Source organism: Buchnera sp. (in: enterobacteria) (genome assembly GCF_056343165.1).
The window spans coordinates 264149-283550 of record NZ_JBWHTS010000001.1 but is presented as its reverse complement, the minus strand read 5'-3'; the positions used below and the strand labels follow the sequence as shown (position 1 = coordinate 283550).

18 protein-coding genes are annotated in these 19402 nt (G+C 26.9%); 3 read left to right on the top strand and 15 right to left on the bottom strand.

The features are described 5' to 3' along the window. The first annotated feature begins 96 nt into the window (after window positions 1-96). From ACTP5B_RS01440 to ACTP5B_RS01430, 3 genes are all read left to right on the top strand, one after another. Complete coding sequence (locus ACTP5B_RS01440) at window positions 97-399, top strand: hypothetical protein (RefSeq protein ID WP_464829346.1); 303 nt, start codon at window positions 97-99, stop codon at window positions 397-399. A gap of 8 nt (window positions 400-407) precedes the next feature. After that, window positions 408-965: a 4-(cytidine 5'-diphospho)-2-C-methyl-D-erythritol kinase gene (gene ispE / locus ACTP5B_RS01435; RefSeq protein WP_464829344.1), complete on the top strand. Its 558-nt coding sequence runs from the start codon at window positions 408-410 to the stop codon at window positions 963-965. A gap of 107 nt (window positions 966-1072) precedes the next feature. Continuing rightward, window positions 1073-2020, top strand: a complete 948-nt coding sequence (locus tag ACTP5B_RS01430; RefSeq protein WP_464829342.1) for a ribose-phosphate pyrophosphokinase — start codon at window positions 1073-1075, stop codon at window positions 2018-2020. Window positions 2021-2087: 67 nt separating this feature from the next. Here the strand turns inward: ACTP5B_RS01430 and ACTP5B_RS01425 are convergent, their stop codons facing one another. From ACTP5B_RS01425 to ndhC, 15 genes are all read right to left on the bottom strand, one after another. Next, complete coding sequence (locus tag ACTP5B_RS01425) at window positions 2088-2306, bottom strand: CvpA family protein (protein WP_464829420.1); 219 nt, start codon at window positions 2304-2306, stop codon at window positions 2088-2090. Between the two features lie 283 nt (window positions 2307-2589). After that, window positions 2590-3831, bottom strand: a complete 1242-nt coding sequence (gene folC, locus ACTP5B_RS01420) for a bifunctional tetrahydrofolate synthase/dihydrofolate synthase (RefSeq protein WP_464829340.1) — start codon at window positions 3829-3831, stop codon at window positions 2590-2592. A gap of 313 nt (window positions 3832-4144) precedes the next feature. After that, on the bottom strand, window positions 4145-5605 hold the full coding sequence (locus ACTP5B_RS01415) for an NADH-quinone oxidoreductase subunit N (protein WP_464829339.1): 1461 nt from the start codon (window positions 5603-5605) through the stop codon (window positions 4145-4147). Window positions 5606-5614: 9 nt separating this feature from the next. Then, window positions 5615-7129, bottom strand: coding sequence for an NADH-quinone oxidoreductase subunit M (locus ACTP5B_RS01410; RefSeq protein ID WP_464829337.1), 1515 nt, complete (start codon window positions 7127-7129; stop codon window positions 5615-5617). Window positions 7130-7235: 106 nt separating this feature from the next. Next, window positions 7236-9071, bottom strand: coding sequence for an NADH-quinone oxidoreductase subunit L (gene nuoL / locus ACTP5B_RS01405; RefSeq protein WP_464829336.1), 1836 nt, complete (start codon window positions 9069-9071; stop codon window positions 7236-7238). Continuing rightward, window positions 9068-9370, bottom strand: coding sequence for an NADH-quinone oxidoreductase subunit NuoK (nuoK, locus tag ACTP5B_RS01400; protein ID WP_464829334.1), 303 nt, complete (start codon window positions 9368-9370; stop codon window positions 9068-9070). Before nuoK ends, nuoL begins: the two co-directional genes overlap by 4 nt. Before the next feature lie 30 nt (window positions 9371-9400). Continuing rightward, entirely contained in the window at window positions 9401-9916 is a 516-nt protein-coding gene (gene nuoJ, locus ACTP5B_RS01395; protein ID WP_464829332.1) for an NADH-quinone oxidoreductase subunit J, read from the bottom strand. A 10-nt stretch (window positions 9917-9926) separates the two neighbouring features. Beyond that, window positions 9927-10469, bottom strand: a complete 543-nt coding sequence (gene nuoI / locus ACTP5B_RS01390) for an NADH-quinone oxidoreductase subunit NuoI (protein WP_464829330.1) — start codon at window positions 10467-10469, stop codon at window positions 9927-9929. A 24-nt stretch (window positions 10470-10493) separates the two neighbouring features. Continuing rightward, a complete protein-coding gene (gene nuoH / locus ACTP5B_RS01385; protein ID WP_464829328.1) occupies window positions 10494-11462 on the bottom strand; it encodes an NADH-quinone oxidoreductase subunit NuoH in 969 nt (322 codons plus the stop codon). Continuing rightward, a complete protein-coding gene (nuoG, locus tag ACTP5B_RS01380; RefSeq protein WP_464829326.1) occupies window positions 11459-14191 on the bottom strand; it encodes an NADH-quinone oxidoreductase subunit NuoG in 2733 nt (910 codons plus the stop codon). The genes nuoH and nuoG overlap by 4 nt, the downstream gene beginning before the upstream one ends. A 94-nt stretch (window positions 14192-14285) precedes the next feature. Further along, window positions 14286-15620 carry an NADH-quinone oxidoreductase subunit NuoF gene (gene nuoF, locus ACTP5B_RS01375; protein ID WP_464829324.1) on the bottom strand — a complete coding sequence of 445 codons (1335 nt, stop codon included), beginning with the start codon at window positions 15618-15620 and terminating at the stop codon, window positions 14286-14288. Then, on the bottom strand, window positions 15617-16105 hold the full coding sequence (gene nuoE / locus ACTP5B_RS01370; RefSeq protein ID WP_464829418.1) for an NADH-quinone oxidoreductase subunit NuoE: 489 nt from the start codon (window positions 16103-16105) through the stop codon (window positions 15617-15619). The genes nuoF and nuoE overlap by 4 nt, the downstream gene beginning before the upstream one ends. 22 nt (window positions 16106-16127) lie before the next feature. Continuing rightward, window positions 16128-17930, bottom strand: coding sequence for an NADH-quinone oxidoreductase subunit C/D (gene nuoC / locus ACTP5B_RS01365; protein ID WP_464829322.1), 1803 nt, complete (start codon window positions 17928-17930; stop codon window positions 16128-16130). Between the two features lie 98 nt (window positions 17931-18028). Further along, window positions 18029-18706 carry a NuoB/complex I 20 kDa subunit family protein gene (locus ACTP5B_RS01360; RefSeq protein ID WP_464829320.1) on the bottom strand — a complete coding sequence of 226 codons (678 nt, stop codon included), beginning with the start codon at window positions 18704-18706 and terminating at the stop codon, window positions 18029-18031. Between the two features lie 51 nt (window positions 18707-18757). Then, window positions 18758-19141: an NADH-quinone oxidoreductase subunit A gene (gene ndhC, locus ACTP5B_RS01355; RefSeq protein ID WP_464829318.1), complete on the bottom strand. Its 384-nt coding sequence runs from the start codon at window positions 19139-19141 to the stop codon at window positions 18758-18760. Window positions 19142-19402: the final 261 nt, after the last annotated feature.

Here is a 19402-nt window from a genome sequence, read left to right as displayed (position 1 = left end):
GTCTATACTAAAATAATTATATTATTTTATGTATAGTTTTTTAATTTTAATAAAAAATAATATAAAAAATATTTAAACTAATAAACGAAAATTAAAATGATTCATACATATTTATCTCCTGCAAAAATTAACTTATTTCTATATGTAACAAGTAGACGAAAAGATGGATATCATAACATACAAACTTTATTTCAATTTCTTGATTATAATGATAAATTAAAAATTATCCCTAATAAAATAGGTAAAATTCATCTATTTACTGAAAAAAAAAATCTATTAAATTCAAACAATAGCATTATTATTGCTGCTAAATTATTAAGGAAACAAGCTCTATTTCACGGTAGATTACCCAATTCTAATTATGGAGCAAAAATATTTTTAAAAAAAAAATACCTATAGGGGGTGGATTGGGTGGAGGCTCTTCTAATGCTGCAACTACTTTAATTGTTTTAAATAAATTATGGAACATAGGATATACGTTAAAAGAACTCGCATCCATTAGTCTTAAAATAGGGGCAGACGTTCCCGGTTTTATTATGGGAAATACCGCTATTATTGAAGGAATAGGAGACATATTACATCCTATTATACAAAAAGAAAAATGGTATTTAGTTGTTTATCCTTATATTAAAATTTCTACGCGAAAGATGTTTAGCAGTCTATTTACAATAAATGATATTCCTAAAAAATCAATTCAAGAATTATTACAACAACCTTTCAGCAATGATTTTGAAAAAATAGCAAAAAAAAAATTTATTAAAATAAAAAATTTAATTGCAATGTTATCTTTATACGCACCTTCACGTATGACTGGTACAGGATCTTGTATTTTCTCAGAATTTAATAACAAAAAATCTGCAGAAAAAATCTTTTCTTTATTGCCTGAAAATATGAAAGGATTTATAGCTAAAAGTGTTAATATTTCAGCATTGCATAAAAATCTTAATAAAAAATATGTATTTTAAAAAATAAAAAATATTTTATATGAATTTACTCATTTAAAGATTAATAATAAAACATATTATAATTAAATATATAAAAAATTACTAATTAAAAATAAAAAAGGTTCTTTATGCCTGACATGAAACTTTTTTCTGGAAATTCTATTCCCAAACTAGCAAAATTTATTGCAAATCGATTGTATATTAATTTAGGCAAAGCATCTGTAGGTCGATTTAGTGATGGTGAAATAAGTGTTCAAATAAATGAAAATGTAAGAGGGGGTGATGTTTTTATTATCCAATCTACTTGTTCGCCTACTAATGATAATATAATGGAATTAGTTGTAATGGTAGATGCTTTAAGAAGAGCTTCTGCTGGTAGAATTACTGCAGTAATACCATATTTCGGATATGCTCGTCAAGATCGGAGAGTAAGATCAGCAAGAGTTCCCATAACTGCAAAAGTAGTAGCTGATTTTCTGTCTAGTATTGGAGTAGATCGTGTATTAACAGTAGATTTGCATGCAGAACAAATACAAGGTTTTTTCGATGTACCCGTTGATAATGTTTTTGGGAGTTTGATTCTTTTAGAAGACATGCTTCAAAGAGAACTAAAAAATCCAATTGTTGTTTCTCCTGATATTGGAGGAGTAGTAAGAGCCAGAGCAATTGCTAAATTACTTTATGATACTGACATGGCGATTATTGATAAAAGAAGACCTCGTGCTAACGTATCTCAAATTATGCATATTATCGGAGATGTAGCTAATCGAGATTGTATTCTAGTAGACGATATGATAGACACAGGAGGAACTCTTTGCAAAGCTGCAGAAGCTCTTAAAGAAAGAGGGGCTAAAAGAGTTTTTGCATATGCAACACATCCTGTTTTTTCTGGAGACGCATCAATACACTTAAAAAATTCTGTTATTGACGAAGTGGTTGTGTGTGATACAATTCCACTATCAAAAAAAATTGAATTGCTACCTAATGTACGAACACTAACCTTAGCAGGCATGTTAGCAGAAGCAATAAGACGAATTAGTAACGAAGAATCAATTTCTGCTATGTTTGAACATTAAAATCTTTATTAAAACAATTCTAAGCACACTATAATTTTTATATGAATATAAATAATGTGCTTAGTTTTTAAAATAAATTTAAAAACAATAAAAAGTATTTTTTGAATTTTAAAAATATAGAAATTATCATAGAATGTTTTATATAATAATTATAACTGTATTGATTAAAATAACTAAAAATAAAAAGAAATACAAACGCTAAAAAAGTACCTCGAAATATTCCAAACAACCCTCCTAAAATAATATCATAATAAGAAAAATGAATAATTCTAATAATTTTTTTCATAAAAAAATTTAGAACGTATTTCATCACAAAAAAAAAACAACCATTGATAAAATTAAAAAATTTTTTTTAAAATAAACATTTTGAATAGAATTTGTAAAAAAAGAACTAAAATAATCATATTTATAAAAAAAATAAAAATTAAAAAACCAAAAAAAAATAGAAATTATTTCTTGATAAAACCCCCGTAATAATCCCCTAAAAACTGAAAGAATAAAAGTTAAAATAATAATATAATCTAATAGAAACATAAATTTTTCCAGAATTATATTTTTTATATATTAATTTATATTGATGTGCTTAAAGATAGAAATTCTGCAACAGTTAAAAAAGAACCAAAAATTATAATCGCATCGTTCTTTTTGGTTAATATAAATGCTTTTTTATAAGCTTCATCAATAGTATTGAAAACAGATGTATTACACATAGGGAAAATATTTTTTAATTGATTTTTAGTGGCCGTCCTAATCGTTTTTAAAGGTGCAGTGAACCAATAATTAATTTTACTTATTAACGGCTTAATAATACCTAAAATATCTTTATCGTTTAATACACCTACTACTGCATATATTTCCCCTTTTATATCAATTTCATCTATTTTTTTAGATAAATATAAAGCAGCATCAGGATTATGAGCTACATCAAGAATAATATGAGGAAAAGTAGAAATTATTTCGAATCTACCTGGTAATTGAATACTAGAAATAGATTTTTTTATAGTTTTTTTATTAACTTTTAGATCCGAATAATACAAAGCAGCTAATGCAACAGCTACATTTGATAATGGTATATGAGTGATAGGTAAATTATATAGATGAACATCCGAATGAATAAAATTCCAATAATGATTTTTTTTTTCCCATGACCAATCTATATCAATTTTTTTCAAGATCGTTTTTTTTTCTTCAGCTATTTTATACATAGAATCAGGAATGTTTTTTTCTCCAATAACAGCAATTTTATTTTCCCTAAAAATTCCAGATTTTTCACGTGCTATACTTGTGCGATCATTTCCTAATAGAGCAGTATGATCTATACCTATATTAGTTATTATAGATATATTAGAGTCTATAATATTAGTAGCATCTAACCGACCTCCTAATCCTACTTCTAATATAAGAACATCTAATGAATATCTTTTAAATAAAATTAATGCAGAAAGTGTAATAAATTCAAAATAAGTTAATAAAATAGAATTTCTTGCTGATTCTACAAGCTGAAAAGAAGTGATATACTCTTCTTCATCAAGAAAAGATCCATTAATTCGAACTCTTTCTACAAATCTTATAAGATGTGGAGAAGTATATAAACCTACTTGATAACCTGAATTTAATAATAATCTTTCTAATGTTGCACAAGTAGTTCCTTTTCCATTAGTTCCTGCAACAGTAAAAACAAAAGCTTTTGAATTCAATACATCTAACTTTTTCGCAAGATATTTTAATTCAATAAGATTTTGTATAGTTTTTTTATCTGATTTTTCTAAATATTTAATCCACGTAGATAAAGAACAATTTTTATTTAGCATATCAATCTTATTTTTTATATAAAGTAATATTTGATGTTCTGAACAAAAAAATATTAATTTTATGAATTTTTTATATATTAATAAATTTTATAAATTTAACTCTTCAATTTTTTATTTTTAAAACTTTTATAAAAAATTAAAATATAAAAATTATATATAATTGTATTATTAGATAATAAGATGTTGGTATTTTAAAATAAAATGCCAATAAAATTATCATGACAAAAATCAATATTATTTTAAAAGTATTTAATAAATATATATTTATTATTAATAAAATTTTATAATATATAAAATATATTTCATAAAATAATTATAGAGTCAATTTAATTAAGCTAATTAATGGGCTGGGATATATACCTAATATTAATAGTATTATCCCTGATATACATATTGCTATTCCAGATGGAGTATAAAACCAATTGTTAGATATATTCCAATTTTTTTTAAACAATTCTGATGGACTTAAGTACAAATTCAAAATTATTCTTAAATAACAATACAATCCTAATATACTGCTAATCAAAAAAGCAAAACCTATTATCCATAAATGTTCTTGTATAATAATCGACAATATATAAAATTTTCCAATAAATCCTAAAGTTATTGGGATACCAGATAAGGAAAGTAAAGATAAAGTAAATATACTCGATAAAAGTGGTTGTGACCAAAATAATCCTTGATATGAATGTATTAAATCACTGTTATTTTTTTTATGTGAATTTGAAATTAAATTAATAGTACCAAAACAAACTATGTTACTGAATAAATAACTGAATAAATACACTGCGCTACCTTCTAAAGAAAACAAATAATTCTTCTTTGATACGAATAATACCACTAAAACATATCCTAACTGAGATATTGACGCATAACCAAAAAATCTTTTAATATTTTTTTGGAAAAGAGCCATTATATTTCCTATCAATATAGAAAAAATAGTTGCAAAAAATAATGAAAAATATAATTTTTCGTTCTCTAAATGAGAAATATTTGATAAAAAATGTATTAATACAATAAAAATAGAAATTTTACTCGCAGTTGAAAAAAAAGATAATACGGATGTAGGTGTTCCTTGATAAATATCAGGAGTCCATAAATGAAATGGTACAATCGATAATTTAAAAAATAAAGATAAAAGAACCATAACAATTCCGAACAAAAATACTAATTTTTCATGTTTAGGAACAATATTAAAGACTTGATGTATAGATGAGAAGTTAAGACTACCAGAAATAGAATAAATCCATGCAATGCCAAGCAATAAAAAACTAGATGAAATAGCGGATAAAATAATATATTTAAATGAAGCTTCTAAAGAATGTTTTTGATAACTAGAATAAGCAATTAAACCAAAAATTGGTAAAGATATTAATTCCATATTAACAAAAAATGACGCCATATGATTAGATATTATTAAAGAAGTAGCACCTAAACTTGAAATTATCATTAACAAATAAAACTCTTCTTTGTTAAACGGATATTTTAATAACCACGGATATGCAAAAATACATGTACAAATACTAGAAATCATAATCATTGCAATATATAAAATAGAATATCTATCAATATGAAACAAACTAGTTATATCTATAGGAACAATTTCAGTTAATAAATATAGGGAGCAACATGAAAAGGAAAAACCTAATATAGTAAAAACAGCAATAAAAAAATGATTCCGACTATAAGAAATAGATAATATAACTATTACTGCGGTGAATATTATAATCAAAAAAGGCAGCAGCGCTGTTAATTGTTCTAAATTTATTGTCATTGCTAATGATTACCTTATCTTTAAAAGAGAATTGTTAAATTTTTTTTGAATATTGTGTATAGAGTTATACGAAGTGTCTATTATTTTTTGTGGATTTAAACCCAAAAAAACTAACATGAAGATTAATATTAATATTACCCATAATTCTTTTTTGTTTATGGAAAAAATTGAATATTGTTTTTTGCATGAACCCCAAAAAATTTTTTGAATAATATTCAAAGAATAAATAGAGGAAAAAACAATACCTGTTGTTGCTAATATAGATATATAAGGAAAAACTTGAAATGTGCCAGATAGAATTAAAAACTCACCAATAAAATTACCTGTTCCAGGAATTCCTAAGTTTGCTAAAGAAAAAAACAAATAAAAACCTGGTATCCAATAAATGCAAGACCATAAGCCTCCCATTTCGTTTATGCTTTGAGTTTTAAAATATTTATAAAGTTGACCAGATAAAATACATAAAGCAGCAGAAGTTAAACTGTTTGATAAAATTTGTATCATGGCTCCTTGAAGTGCTATTTCATTATTACTATAAATAGCTATTAAAATTAATCCCATATGAGAAATAGAGGAATAAGCAATAAATCGTTTAATATTTTTTTGAGAAAAAGCAAGCCAAGATCCATAAAATATACTTATGAGACCTAAAAAAATTGCAATTAAAGAAAATTTTTCTGTTGAATGAGGAAACAAAACTAAATTATATCTTACAAGAGCATAAGGAGCGGTTTTTAACAAAACACCAATAATTTCTACCGTGCCACAAGAAGCCGATTGAGAATGTACGTTTGGTAACCATCCATGAAATGGAATAATAGGCATTTTTATAGCAAATGATAAGAAAAAACCTAACATGACTATAAATTCTATATATCTATTAATCGATTGATTAAGCAAAATATTATAATTAAAAGTTAATACATTAGTAGTTTGATAATAGCTAAAAACTAACAATAAAATAGATGACAATAGTATTAAACCAGAAGTCTGTCCATATAATAAAAATTTATTAGCAGCAAGAAAATTTTTCTTTTTTTCAATTTGATCACTCCACAGTGCAATTAAAAAATACATTGGGAGCAACATCATTTCCCAAAAACAAAAAAATAAAAACAAATCAAAAGAAATAAAAACTCCAATAATTCCGGTAAAAACAAGCATAAAATTAAAATAAAAAAACCCTTCATTTTTTTTGATTTCATTCCATGAACATAAAACTGCTATTATAGATAAAAAAGAAGAAAAAATAAGCATTACAATAGAGAAACCATCAGTCGCAACATGAAATTCAATACCAAATCTTGATATCCAAGGTATGATTAATTGACGATCGAAATAAAGATTATGTCTTGTTTGAATCCAATAATAATTTTCTTGTAAAAATATTTGCATTATAACAAATAATGTTAAAATTATTCCTAATAATGCAATCCAACGGGGCAAATTTTTGTTTAATTTATAAGAAAAAAAAGAAAAAAAAGCACTACAAAATGGAATTATAATTAATAAAGAAAGTAACATTACACGTATATTCCTATGATTTACTATGACTATTTAATTAATGGAATTAATTTTTATTTTTAGAAAAACATAAATTTATAAATAAAATAAACTATTTCAAATCAAATCAATAAAATAAAATCAATGCAAAAATTAAATTAATACCTAATACTATTGAAGCCGCATACCATCTTATATAACCATTACTAGTTTTTAACAAATAAAAATTAAATATCTGAATAATTTTTACAAAATAGTTAATAATTTTATTAAATGGATCAGAAGACAATAATTTAGATAAACGTAAATAAGAATTTATAAAAAACATATTGTAAAACCAATCAAAACCCCATCCCTTTAAAAAAAATTGATGTATATGATTTATTGATTTAAACTTTAAAAATTTATCAAGAAAAGATAATTTTTTAATCCAAAAATAATATGATAAATATATTCCAGATACAGATAATATGCTGCATATTATTTCTAATATAAACTTATTATCGTTTAACAAATAAGATGAAGGAAATATATGTAATAATGGTGGTGATATATATGAACCTAAAGCGGTAGATAATAATAAAAGAATAAATAATGGAATGTTATGTTCTAATTCTCGAGGTGAATTAACTTCATGAATATCTTCTCCATGAAAAACAACAAAAATCATTCTAAATGTATAAAGAGCTGTCAAGAAAGAACAAAATAAAGCAATTAAAAAAAAATAAATATGATTACTTTTTAAAACACTAAATAAAATATTACCCTTGCTATAAAATCCAGCTGTAACTAAAGGGAAAGCAATTAAAGAGGCGCCACCAACTATAAAATTGATGTATAAAAAAGGCAATTTTTTGCGTAAACCACCCATTTTAAATATATTTTTTTCGTTTTTACATGACAAAATCAACGAACCTGCAGATAAAAATAATAATGCTTTAAAAATTGCATGTACAATTAAATGTATAATTGCCGCACTCCATGCTTGAACACCTAAAGCTAAAAACATATAACCTATTTGACTCATTGTTGAATAAGCTAAGATACGCTTTATATTATTTTGAACTAAAGCAGAAAAACTCGAAATTAATATTGTCGATGTACCAATAAGTCCAACCAAAAATAATATATTAGGAGTTAATAGAAATAAAAAGTGTGTTCTTGCTATTAAATAAACACCAGCTGTTACCATAGTAGCTGCATGTATTAAAGCTGAAACAGGACTTGGTCCAACCATTGCATCAGATAACCAAGTTTGTAACGGTAACTGTGCTGATTTCCCAATTACACCTAATAATAAAAAAAATGTAATAAAATTTAAATCATAAATACTTTTCATACCAAGAAAAGTCGATAAAAATTTAATTTCTTTAAAATTTAAAGTACTGTATTCTCTATATATTAAAAATATAGCAACTATCAGAAAAACATCAGAAATTCGAGTTAAAATAAAAGCTTTAAAAGCATAACGAATATTATTAAATTTAGTATAATAAAAACCAATTAGTAAATAAGAACACAAACTAACTCCTTCCCACCCCAAATACATAAATAAAAAATTATCAGAAAGTACTAAAACTGACATGCTTGCTATAAATAAATTAGCATATGCAAAAAAACGTGAATAACCTTCTTTATGCCTCATGTACCAAGAAGAAAAAATGTGGATCAATAAACCAACACCTGTAATTACAAATAACATACTCAAAGACAGTCCATCTAAAAAAAGACCAAAATCAATCTTGAAATCATTAATAGATAACCATTTCCACAAAGTCTCGGTAAAAACTTGATTATTATTTTTAATAATGCTGATACCATAAAAGCAAGTTATAAAAAATGATATAAATATAGAAAATACACCCACTCTTGATACATTTTTATGAGAAATAACACCTTGCATAGAAGATAAAAATAAAAATCCGATCAGTGGAAATAAAATTATAAAAAAAATAATACTCATCCATTCATCTCACTTAATATGTCAATGTTTAATGTTTTTTTGCACCTATAAAATTGAAGTAATAACGCCAAAGCTATACTGGCTTCCGATGCAGCTACAGTAATAGCAAATATGTACATTATTTGACCATCTGCTTGATGCCAGTAACTACCAGCTACTATTAATGCTAATCCAGCAGCATTTATCATTATTTCTAAACTAATTAATATAAACAATATATTACGTCGAACAACTAAAGATGTTAAACCTAAAATAAACAATATTAATGATAGAAATAACCCGTGAAATAAAGAAATCATGAATTATTATCCTTAATAAAAATTAATTAATTATAAAATTTTATTTTTATTTACATATTTTTTTTCTGTTCCAATATGAAAAATAACAACTAAAGCAGATAACAAAAGAATAGAAGATAATTCAACTAAGAGCATATAAGGACCAAATAAATTTATACCTACCATTTTTGAGTTAATTAATAATCCATTTATTTTTTCTTCTTTTAAAAAAAATACTGCGTAACTCATAGATAAAAATAGTATAAATGATAAAATACTGGGTCCAATCCAAAAAGTCGGTTTTAAATAATTTTTTTCTTGAAGATTATATTTACTACTAATATCAAGCGTCATAATTACAAAAACAAATAAAACTATAATAGCCCCTGCATAAACGATCACTTCTAGAACACCGGCAAAAAAAGCTCCGAGTGAAAAAAAAACACCAGCTATTGATAAAAGAGAAATAATTAAATACAACAAAGAATATACTGCATTTTTTTGAATGATTACTAAAAAAGTAGAAATCACTGCTGCAAATGAACATATATAAAAAACAAATTCCATAAAAACCTCCTTATGGCAATAAATCTTTTACATCAACGGGTTTAGACTCAATATCTAAATCACCTATTTTTTTTCCCTTTACAGCTACGCCGGAAAAATTATAAAAATCGTAATTTGGATACTTACCTGGACCTGAAACTAATAAATCTTTTTTTTCATATACTAAATCTTTTCTTTGAAAATCAGCTAATTCAAAATCAGGAATCAATTGTATTGCAGCTGTAGGACAAGCTTCTTCACATAAACCACAGAATATACAACGAGAAAAATTAATTCTAAAAAATTCTGGATACCAGCGCCCATTACTTTTCTCAGATTTTTGCAAAGAAATACAATCGACAGGACAAACTGCAGCGCATAAATTACAAGCTACACAACGTTCTTGTCCATCTATATTACGCGTTAATATAATACGACCTCGATAACGAGGAGACAGATGTACTTTTTCTTCTGGATATAATTTAGTTTCAGATTTAGAAAAAATATTTGCTCCAATCATTAAAATACTTCTTATTTGTGTAAAAAATCCAATAATAATATTCTTTAATATCATAAATAAAAAAATCTCTTATAAAATTTACAATAAAATAAAAAAAGCAGTTAAAAACAAATTGAAGAGTGTTAATGGCAAACAAAATCTCCATCCAAATGATAACATTTGATCATATCGTGGTCTTGGTAAAGATGCTCGGATTAAAATAAAAATAAAAATGAAAATAATAGTTTTTAAAATAAACCAAATTAAACCAGGAATCCAAGGTCCAAGCCAGCCACCAAAAAAAATTGTTACTATTAACGATGAAATTATAATAATAGAAATATATTCACCAATAAAAAACAAACCAAACTTCATCCCTGAATATTCAATATGATAGCCATCAGCTAATTCTTGTTCAGATTCAGGTTGATCAAATGGATGTCTATGACAAACTGCTAAACCTGCTATGAAAAAAGATAAAAAACCAAAAAACTGCGGGAAAATATTCCATATATCTCTTTGACTATTTATAATATCAGATATTTTAAAAGAGCCTGATTGCGCTACTGCACCCATTAATGACAAACCTAAAAAAACTTCATAGCTTAAAGTTTGAACACATGCACGCATAGCTCCTAATAATGCATACTTATTATTGCTGGACCATCCAGCAAATAATACAGCATAAACAGATAAACTAGCCATCATTAAAAAGAACAAAATACCTATGTTTAAATCAATAATAACAAAATGAGAGGTAAAGGGAATAATAGGAATGACACACAATAAAGAAGTAAAAGCTATCACTGGCGATAAAATAAAAACAAATTTTTTACTAAAAGGAGGGATCCAATCTTCTTTAAAAAAAATTTTGATCATATCGGCACATAATTGCAAGCTCCCCATCCAACCAACGCGATTAGGTCCATGTCTATTTTGAAACCAAGCTAATAATCTTCGTTCAATAATACTTAACATGGCACTAGAAAAAACTGTTAAAAATAAAATAAAAATAACTTTCAAAAAACACAAAATTATTTTAGGAACATTTTCATCTAACCAAATCATTTAATAGATTCCCGTAAAAATTTAATTTTTTTACCAACAAGAGAAGCAGGAAAACCTTTTCTTCCAATGGGCAAACCTATTTGCTTTTCACTCAGACATGCAGATAATTTTATTGTCAAACGGTAATCTTTATTTAAACAATTAAATTCTACTATAGAATCTTTTTTTAAATTTAACCTCATTCCATCTGATAAACTAATCAAAGCATATTCTAATGGGATATTCTCTTGTATAGTAGAAGAGTATTGTGTTAATTCTTCATTTCCAAAAATATGATAATAAGGAATTATATTCCAGTATTTATCTTTTATAAAAACTTTCGAAGTTAAATTTGAATAACTATCTACTTTTCTTCGATTTTCTTTGAAAATATGTATTCCTGAATTACCCGATATTAAATCCTTACCTACTTCAACTTGAAATTTATTCCATGCTTGCGGTGAATTCCATCCTGGAAACCAAGCAAAGGGAATATGAGATACGGATGCATTAGGTTGATTATATCCTTCCATAGAAAATGCAAACATACTATTAATGTCTTTAGGTTGACGAGGTTCATGAACATCAATATCAGAACGTAAAGATGTTCTTCCACTAGAACGAATAGGAGATCGAGCAATCTTTTGACCATGAACTCGAAAACTAGAATTACATTCTTTTATTTTTATTTGTTTTAATATAGAATATTTCTCAGAATAAGCACTTATTACATCATCCAAACTAAACCAACACACTTCTTTAGTATCAATTTTTGACTTAATAATATGCAACCATTTCCAGCTATCAAAAAGACAATAATTTTGATTATAAAATTTAGGATCATAAACTTGAAAAAAACGCTGTGCTCTTCCTTCGAAATTTATTATTGTTCCAGAACTTTCAGTAAAATTCGTAGAAGGTAAAGATAATCCGGATCGCTTATAAGTTTTTGTATACTGATGATCTATAGTCATTATATTTTTTTGATTTTTTAAAAGATAATCACAATCATATTCAGATACAAAACGATATAAATCGTATTCCATAAAAATTATAGCATCTGCTTTTTTTTGTTTCATTTCATCTAATGCAGATTCTATAGACATTCCTCCAATCAATTCTGCGCCTAAAGCATTAGAAGAAGATGTTAAAAAAGTAGCACCAACATGGTGGTGAACAGAATAAGATTTAATAGCTTTCGCTATATTTATAGATGATTTTATAATAGAACTACTAAAAGAATGAGAACCTGAAATAATCAAGGTTTTTTTAGATGAAATTAATCGATTAGCAATTAATAATGCTTTTTCCTTTAATTCAGGATTCAAATTTGAAACTTCAGGTAAATTTTTATCTAACTGATGTGCGATAGCAGATGCTAAATCTACTTGTTTTGAAATAGGTGCAAAATAACACCATTCAGCAATATCATCTAATTTACTTTCATGTGTATGCATAATATATAAAGAATTTTTAAAATTTTCTGAAATATGAATATTAGAAGAAACGTTCCATTTTGGTATTCCATGTAAATTTGTTATATCTCTTGTCTTATTTTTAACTGCTTGACGAACTGCTAAAGCAACACGAGCAGACGTTTGTGTTAAGTCTTCTCCAAGAATTAAAATTACATCATAACTTTCGATTTCTTTTAATGACGGAACATATATATAATTATTTTTTAAAAATTCTAAAATTAATCTAATACACGCCTGTTCTTTTTTAGACATTCCATTAGAAAAATTTTTTTTTCCCACTAATTCTTGTAATGCGAAATTATTTTCTATACTAGACCTAGTAGAACCAACCCCAATTACACGATTGTATCTTTTAAAAAAATCAACTCCAATTTTTATTGCTTGATCAAAATCTAATACAGTTAAATTATTACTATTAATATATTGGGGTTTTTGGGGACGCATTTTTAAATTGGTATGAAGATACCCAAAACGACCAAGATCACAAAGCAAATAATGATTTATATTCTCATGATATCTATTCTCTATTCGACGTATTTCCCCATAACGTTCACCAATAGTAATATTGCAGCCAACACTACAATTCTGACATATTCCTGGAGAATATTGCATATCCCATTTGCGATTATATTTTTTAGAATGAGTTTTATCAGTAAATACTCCAGTAGGACATAATTCTATTAAATTGCCTGAATGTTCATTTTCTAATGAACCGTCTTCTATACGTCCAAAATAAATATTATTATTAGTACCATAAACCCCAAAATCAACACCATCTGCATAATCATTGTAGTATCTAACACAACGATAACATGAAATACATCGATTCATTTCATGTTTAATAAAAGATCCTAAATATTGATTTTTATGTGTTCTCTTTTGAAATCTATAATTTCGCATGCTATGTTTTGTCATTACAGTCATATCTTGTAAATGACAATGACCACCTTCTTCACATATGGGACAATCATGCGGATGATTCGTCAACAAAAGCTCGATAATAGCACTTCTAAAAATCTCCGATTCAGTATTTTTAATAGAAATTACAGCTCCATCGGTGACGGGAGTCATACACGACATGATTAATCGACCTTTATGATCTTCAAGACTATTATATTGCATTACAGCACATTGACGACATGCTCCTAAGCTGCCTAATAAAGGGTGCCAGCAAAAGTAAGGAACATTAACTCCTACTGATAAACAAGCTTGTAATAAATTATCTGATTTATTAACATTATAAATTTTACGATCTATATAAATTTTAGCCATAAGAGAATAATTCCAAAAACCTTTTTTAGATAAAATGACTTAAAATAACTATTTTCTATAAAAATTTTAATACTTAAACTAAATAGTTTTTACACTAAATATCATTAGATGGGATTCCAATAATTTTTTTATTCAAATTTATTTTTTCTGCATTAATTCCAGATTCAAATTCAGATCGAAAATATTTAATAGCACTTTGTAACGGTTCTATAGCTCCTGGCGCATGAGCACAAAATGTTTTTCCTGGACTTAAATGAAAACATAATTGTTCTAAATCGTTTATATCATTTTTTTGTCCTTTATTTTGTTCTAGACTTTTTAATATTTTTACAATCCATGGCAGTCCATCTCGGCACGGCGTACATAAACCACATGATTCTCGCGCAAAAAATTTTTCTATATTATACACTAGAGAAACCATATTAGTTTTATTATCGACAGCCATACAGAGAGCAGTTCCTAAACGACTACCAGCCTGACTTATGTTATTAAAATCCATGGGTAGATCTAAATGTTCTTCAATTAAAAAATCTGTACCTGCACCACCCGGCTGCCAAGCCTTTAAAAATAAACCAGACTTCATTCCACAAGCATAATCTTCTAAAATTTCACGTGCAGTAATACCGAAAGGCAACTCCCAAACACCAGGATTTTTTACTTTTCCTGAAAAACCCATTAACTTGGTTCCTGCATCAGAACTTCTGGATAAATTTCTATACCAATCTACGCCATGTAATATAATACATGGAACATTAGATAATGTTTCAACATTATTCACACAAGTGGGCCTTCCCCATAAACCAAATACTGCTGGAAATGGCGGTTTAGATCTTGGATTAGCTCTACGACCTTCTAAAGAGTTGATTAAAGCAGTTTCTTCTCCACAAATATAGCGTCCAGCTCCAGTATGTAGAATTAATTCAAAATTAAAGTTACTTCCTAAAATATTAAATCCAATATAACCAAAATTTATTGCTTCTTGTATAGATCTTCTTAAAATCTGTTCTGCTTGAACATATTCTCCTCTTAAAAAAATATAAGCACGAGAAACATTTAAAGCATACGCTGATAATATTATTCCTTCAATTAATTGATGAGGGATTTTTTCAATTAATAATCTATCTTTATATGTTCCAGGTTCCATTTCATCAGCATTACATACTAAATAAGAACGTTCTTTTGTATAAGATTTATTTTTAGGCATTAAACTCCATTTTAAACCAGTAGAAAATCCAGCACCTCCTCTTCCTTTTAAACCAGATTCTTTTATTATATTAATAATATCTTCTGGAAGCATGCTTTGTAACGCTTTTCTCAAAGCTCTATAACCATTTTTCTTACGATATTCTTCAATCCAAACAGTTTCTTCATCATCTCTTAACCACCAAGTTAAAGGATGTGTTTCTGCAAGACGTAAAATTTTATTCATTTGTATGATTCCAACAAACGCGGTATCGATTCTGTAGTTAAAAAAGAATATGTATCTTCATTAATCATAATTGTTGGACTTTTATCACAGTTTCCTAAACAACAAACTGGTAATAAAGTAAACCTGCCGTCTTTAGTTGTTTCTCCGGTTTTAATTTTTAAATGATCTTCTAACATTGCTTTAATTTTTTTATAACCAGTTAAAAAACAAACTACGCTATCACAATAACGAATAATATTACGACCGACGGGTTTACGAAAAATTTGACTATAAAAAGTAGCTACGCCTTCAATATCGCTCGGGTTAATTTGAAGTATTTCAGCAATAGCGTAAATGGCTTGATCGGAAATCCAGCCTCGTTTCTTTTGAACAATTTTTAACGCTTCTATTGAAATAGCACGAAAATTTTCATAATATTTTTTTTGATTTTCTATTTCGTTTATTTCTTCACTAGTTAATTTAAATTTTATAGAAATCTCTCGAATTTGACTTTTTTTTTATGCATGATTATCTATCCACGTCTGACATGACAAAATCTATACTGCCTAAGTACGCAATTAAATCTGATATTAAACTGCCACGAATTACTGAAGGTATTTGTTGTAAATGTGGAAAACTAGGTGTACGTATTCTTGTGCGATAACTCATTGTGCTACCATCACTGATTAAGTAATAACTATTAATGCCCTTTGTCGCTTCAATCATTTGAAAACTTTCGTTTGCTGGAATAACTGGTCCCCAAGAAACCTGTAAAAAATGAGTAATCATAGTCTCAATATTTTGTAAAACACGTTCTTTAGAGGGAGGTGTAGTTAATGAATCTTCAGATTTAAAAGGCCCTTTTGGCATATTGTGTAAACATTGTTTTAAAATAACAAGACTTTGATAAATTTCTTCTACTTTGATCATTACTCTTGAATAACAATCACTTATTCCTGTACCTATTGGTATTTCAAAGGTATAATTTTGATAGCCAGAATAGGGCCTCCATTTTCTTACATCAAAATTCAATCCTGTAGCACGTAAACCTGCGCCAGTGACACCCCATTGTAATGCTTCTTTCTTATTATATTCAGCAATACCTTTTGACCGATTAATTAAAATACTATTTTTTAAAGAAACATCAATGTAATACTTTAACCGTTTGGGCATCCAATCAAGAAATTCTTTTAATAAAATATTCCAACCTTTTGGTAAATCATTTGCTACACCACCAATACGAAACCAAGCAGGATGCATACGAGCACCTGTAATAGCTTCAACTAAATCATATATTTTCTGACGATCAGTAAAAGCAAAAAAAACAGGAGTCATGCATCCTATATCCTGAATAAAAGTCGAAATATATAACAAATGACTATTTATTCGAAACAATTCTGACATCATTACTCTAATTACTTCAGCTTTTTCTGGAACAGAAATATGGGCTAATTTTTCTACAGCTAAAACATAAGGTAGTTCATTTACGCAACCACCAAGATATTCAATTCGATCAGTATATGGAATGTAACTATGCCATGACTGACGTTCTGCCATTTTTTCGGCCCCGCGATGATGATATCCAATATCTGGAACGCAATCTACAATATGTTCGCCATCTAGCTGTAAAACAATTCTAAAAGCGCCGTGAGCAGAAGGATGGTTAGGCCCTAAATTTAAAAACATAAATTCTACATTATCATTTTTACGTTTCATGCCCCATAACTCAGGTTTAAATCTTAATCCTTCCATTTCTGAATCTTCTTTCTGTTCATTTAAAAAAAAAGATTCGTATTCAGTTGCTCTTGCAGAATAATTTTTTCTCAATGGATGTCCTTTCCATGTGCTAGGCATAATAATACGAGTTAAATTAGGATGTCGATCAAAAACAATACCAAACATGTCCCATGTTTCGCGTTCATACCAATTGGCATTAGGAAATAAGCTAGTAAATGTTGGCAGGATTAAATCATTTTCTAATAATGGCACTTTAATCATAATATCTGAGTTACGTTCAATAGATATTAAATGATAAAAAACTGAAAAATCAGCTTTAGGTAAATCTTCACGATATAATCTAATGCGTTCATCTGTACCGTGTAAATCATAAAGCATAATATAAGGTTGAGATAAATTACATAAAAATCTTCCTACTTCTATTAATAATGTTCTTTTAATCCAAATCACAGGAAAACCAGTCAAAGTAATTTGATAAAAAAAACATTCTTTACCAAAATTATCAAATAAATTTTTAATTACTGCATCAGTTGGCAGTTCTTCAGATTTAGTTTGCAAAAAAAATAAATCTTCTTTTGGAATCGTATTAATCATAAATCTCTCACTGTATTTAATTTTTTAAAAATACAATAATATTATTATCTAAAAAAAAATCAGTATTTTAAAGAAATTTATATTTTTTAACTTTATAATTAAATTTTTTCTGGATTTGTGAGATTAATAATATCAATAGTTTTTCTTCTTTTTTTAATTTTTTCAGATAACATTTTTTTATGATATACACCTTGTTCTCCAATTATCCAAGACAATGGTCTTCTTTCTTCATTGATTAATTTTTGCAACAACATTAAAGCTTGCATATATGCTTCAGGACGAGGAGGACAGCCTGGAATATAAATATCAACAGGTAAAAATTTATCTACTCCTTGAACGACAGAATAAATATCATACATGCCTCCAGAATTAGCACATGCACCCATAGAAATAACCCATTTTGGTTCTAACATTTGATCATATAATCTTTGAATCACAGGAGCCATTTTTATAAATGGTGTGCCCGCAATTACCATAACATCAGCTTGTCTTGGAGATGCACGTAATACTTCAGAACCAAAGCGTGCAACATCGTGTACCGAAGTAAAAGCAGATACCATTTCCACATAGCAACAAGATAATCCAAAATTATAAGGCCACAGAGAATTTTTTCGCCCCCAATTGACTAAATTATGTAATATTTGAGCTATTTTACCCATAAAAATATTCTTTTTTAAATATTCTTGAACAGGATCTAAAACAGACTCAGTACTTTGCTTTGGGTATTTCTTATTGTTATTTTTATCAGTATCTACTCTAGTTAAAGTATAATTCATTTTATATTCCATTAAAGTAAAATATATAACACATTTGATATTTGAATACTTTTAATGCGAAGACGACCAATCTAATGCTTTAACACGAATCAAATAAAACAAGCCTAATAAAAGAGATATTCCAAAAATCAAAGCTTCACTAAAACCAATCCATCCAGATTCTTTTATACTAATAGACCAAGCATAAAAATAAAGTGCTTCAACATCAAAAACAACAAAAAACATAGCAATTAAATGAAATTTTACAGAAAAATGAAGAACAGAACTTCCAGTTGATACAATTCCTGATTCAAAAGGAGTATTTTTGTATCTAGATGAAGATCTTCCGCCTAAAATCCAGCTTAAAACAAGCATAAAAAAACACAAACCAAAAGAAAAAAATATAAACAAAAAAAAAGATAAACATTCATTAATTGTTACTGTGTTTATCAACATCAATTTCCCCTAAAAATTTCAAAATATTTAAATTGAAAAATATAAATTTTTTGTATTTTATTTCATATTTTATTTTACGTTCTACAAAAAAATTACTATAGCCATATTAACTAATATGTTGTCTTTAATAAATAAAAAACTTATAAATTTCAGTTTTAATTTACTAAAACTTTATTTTTTTTACTCCTAACCCTTGATGAGCAAAAAAGCGACCCCATTTAATAATCATTCTATATTGTAGATATAAAAATAAAATACAAG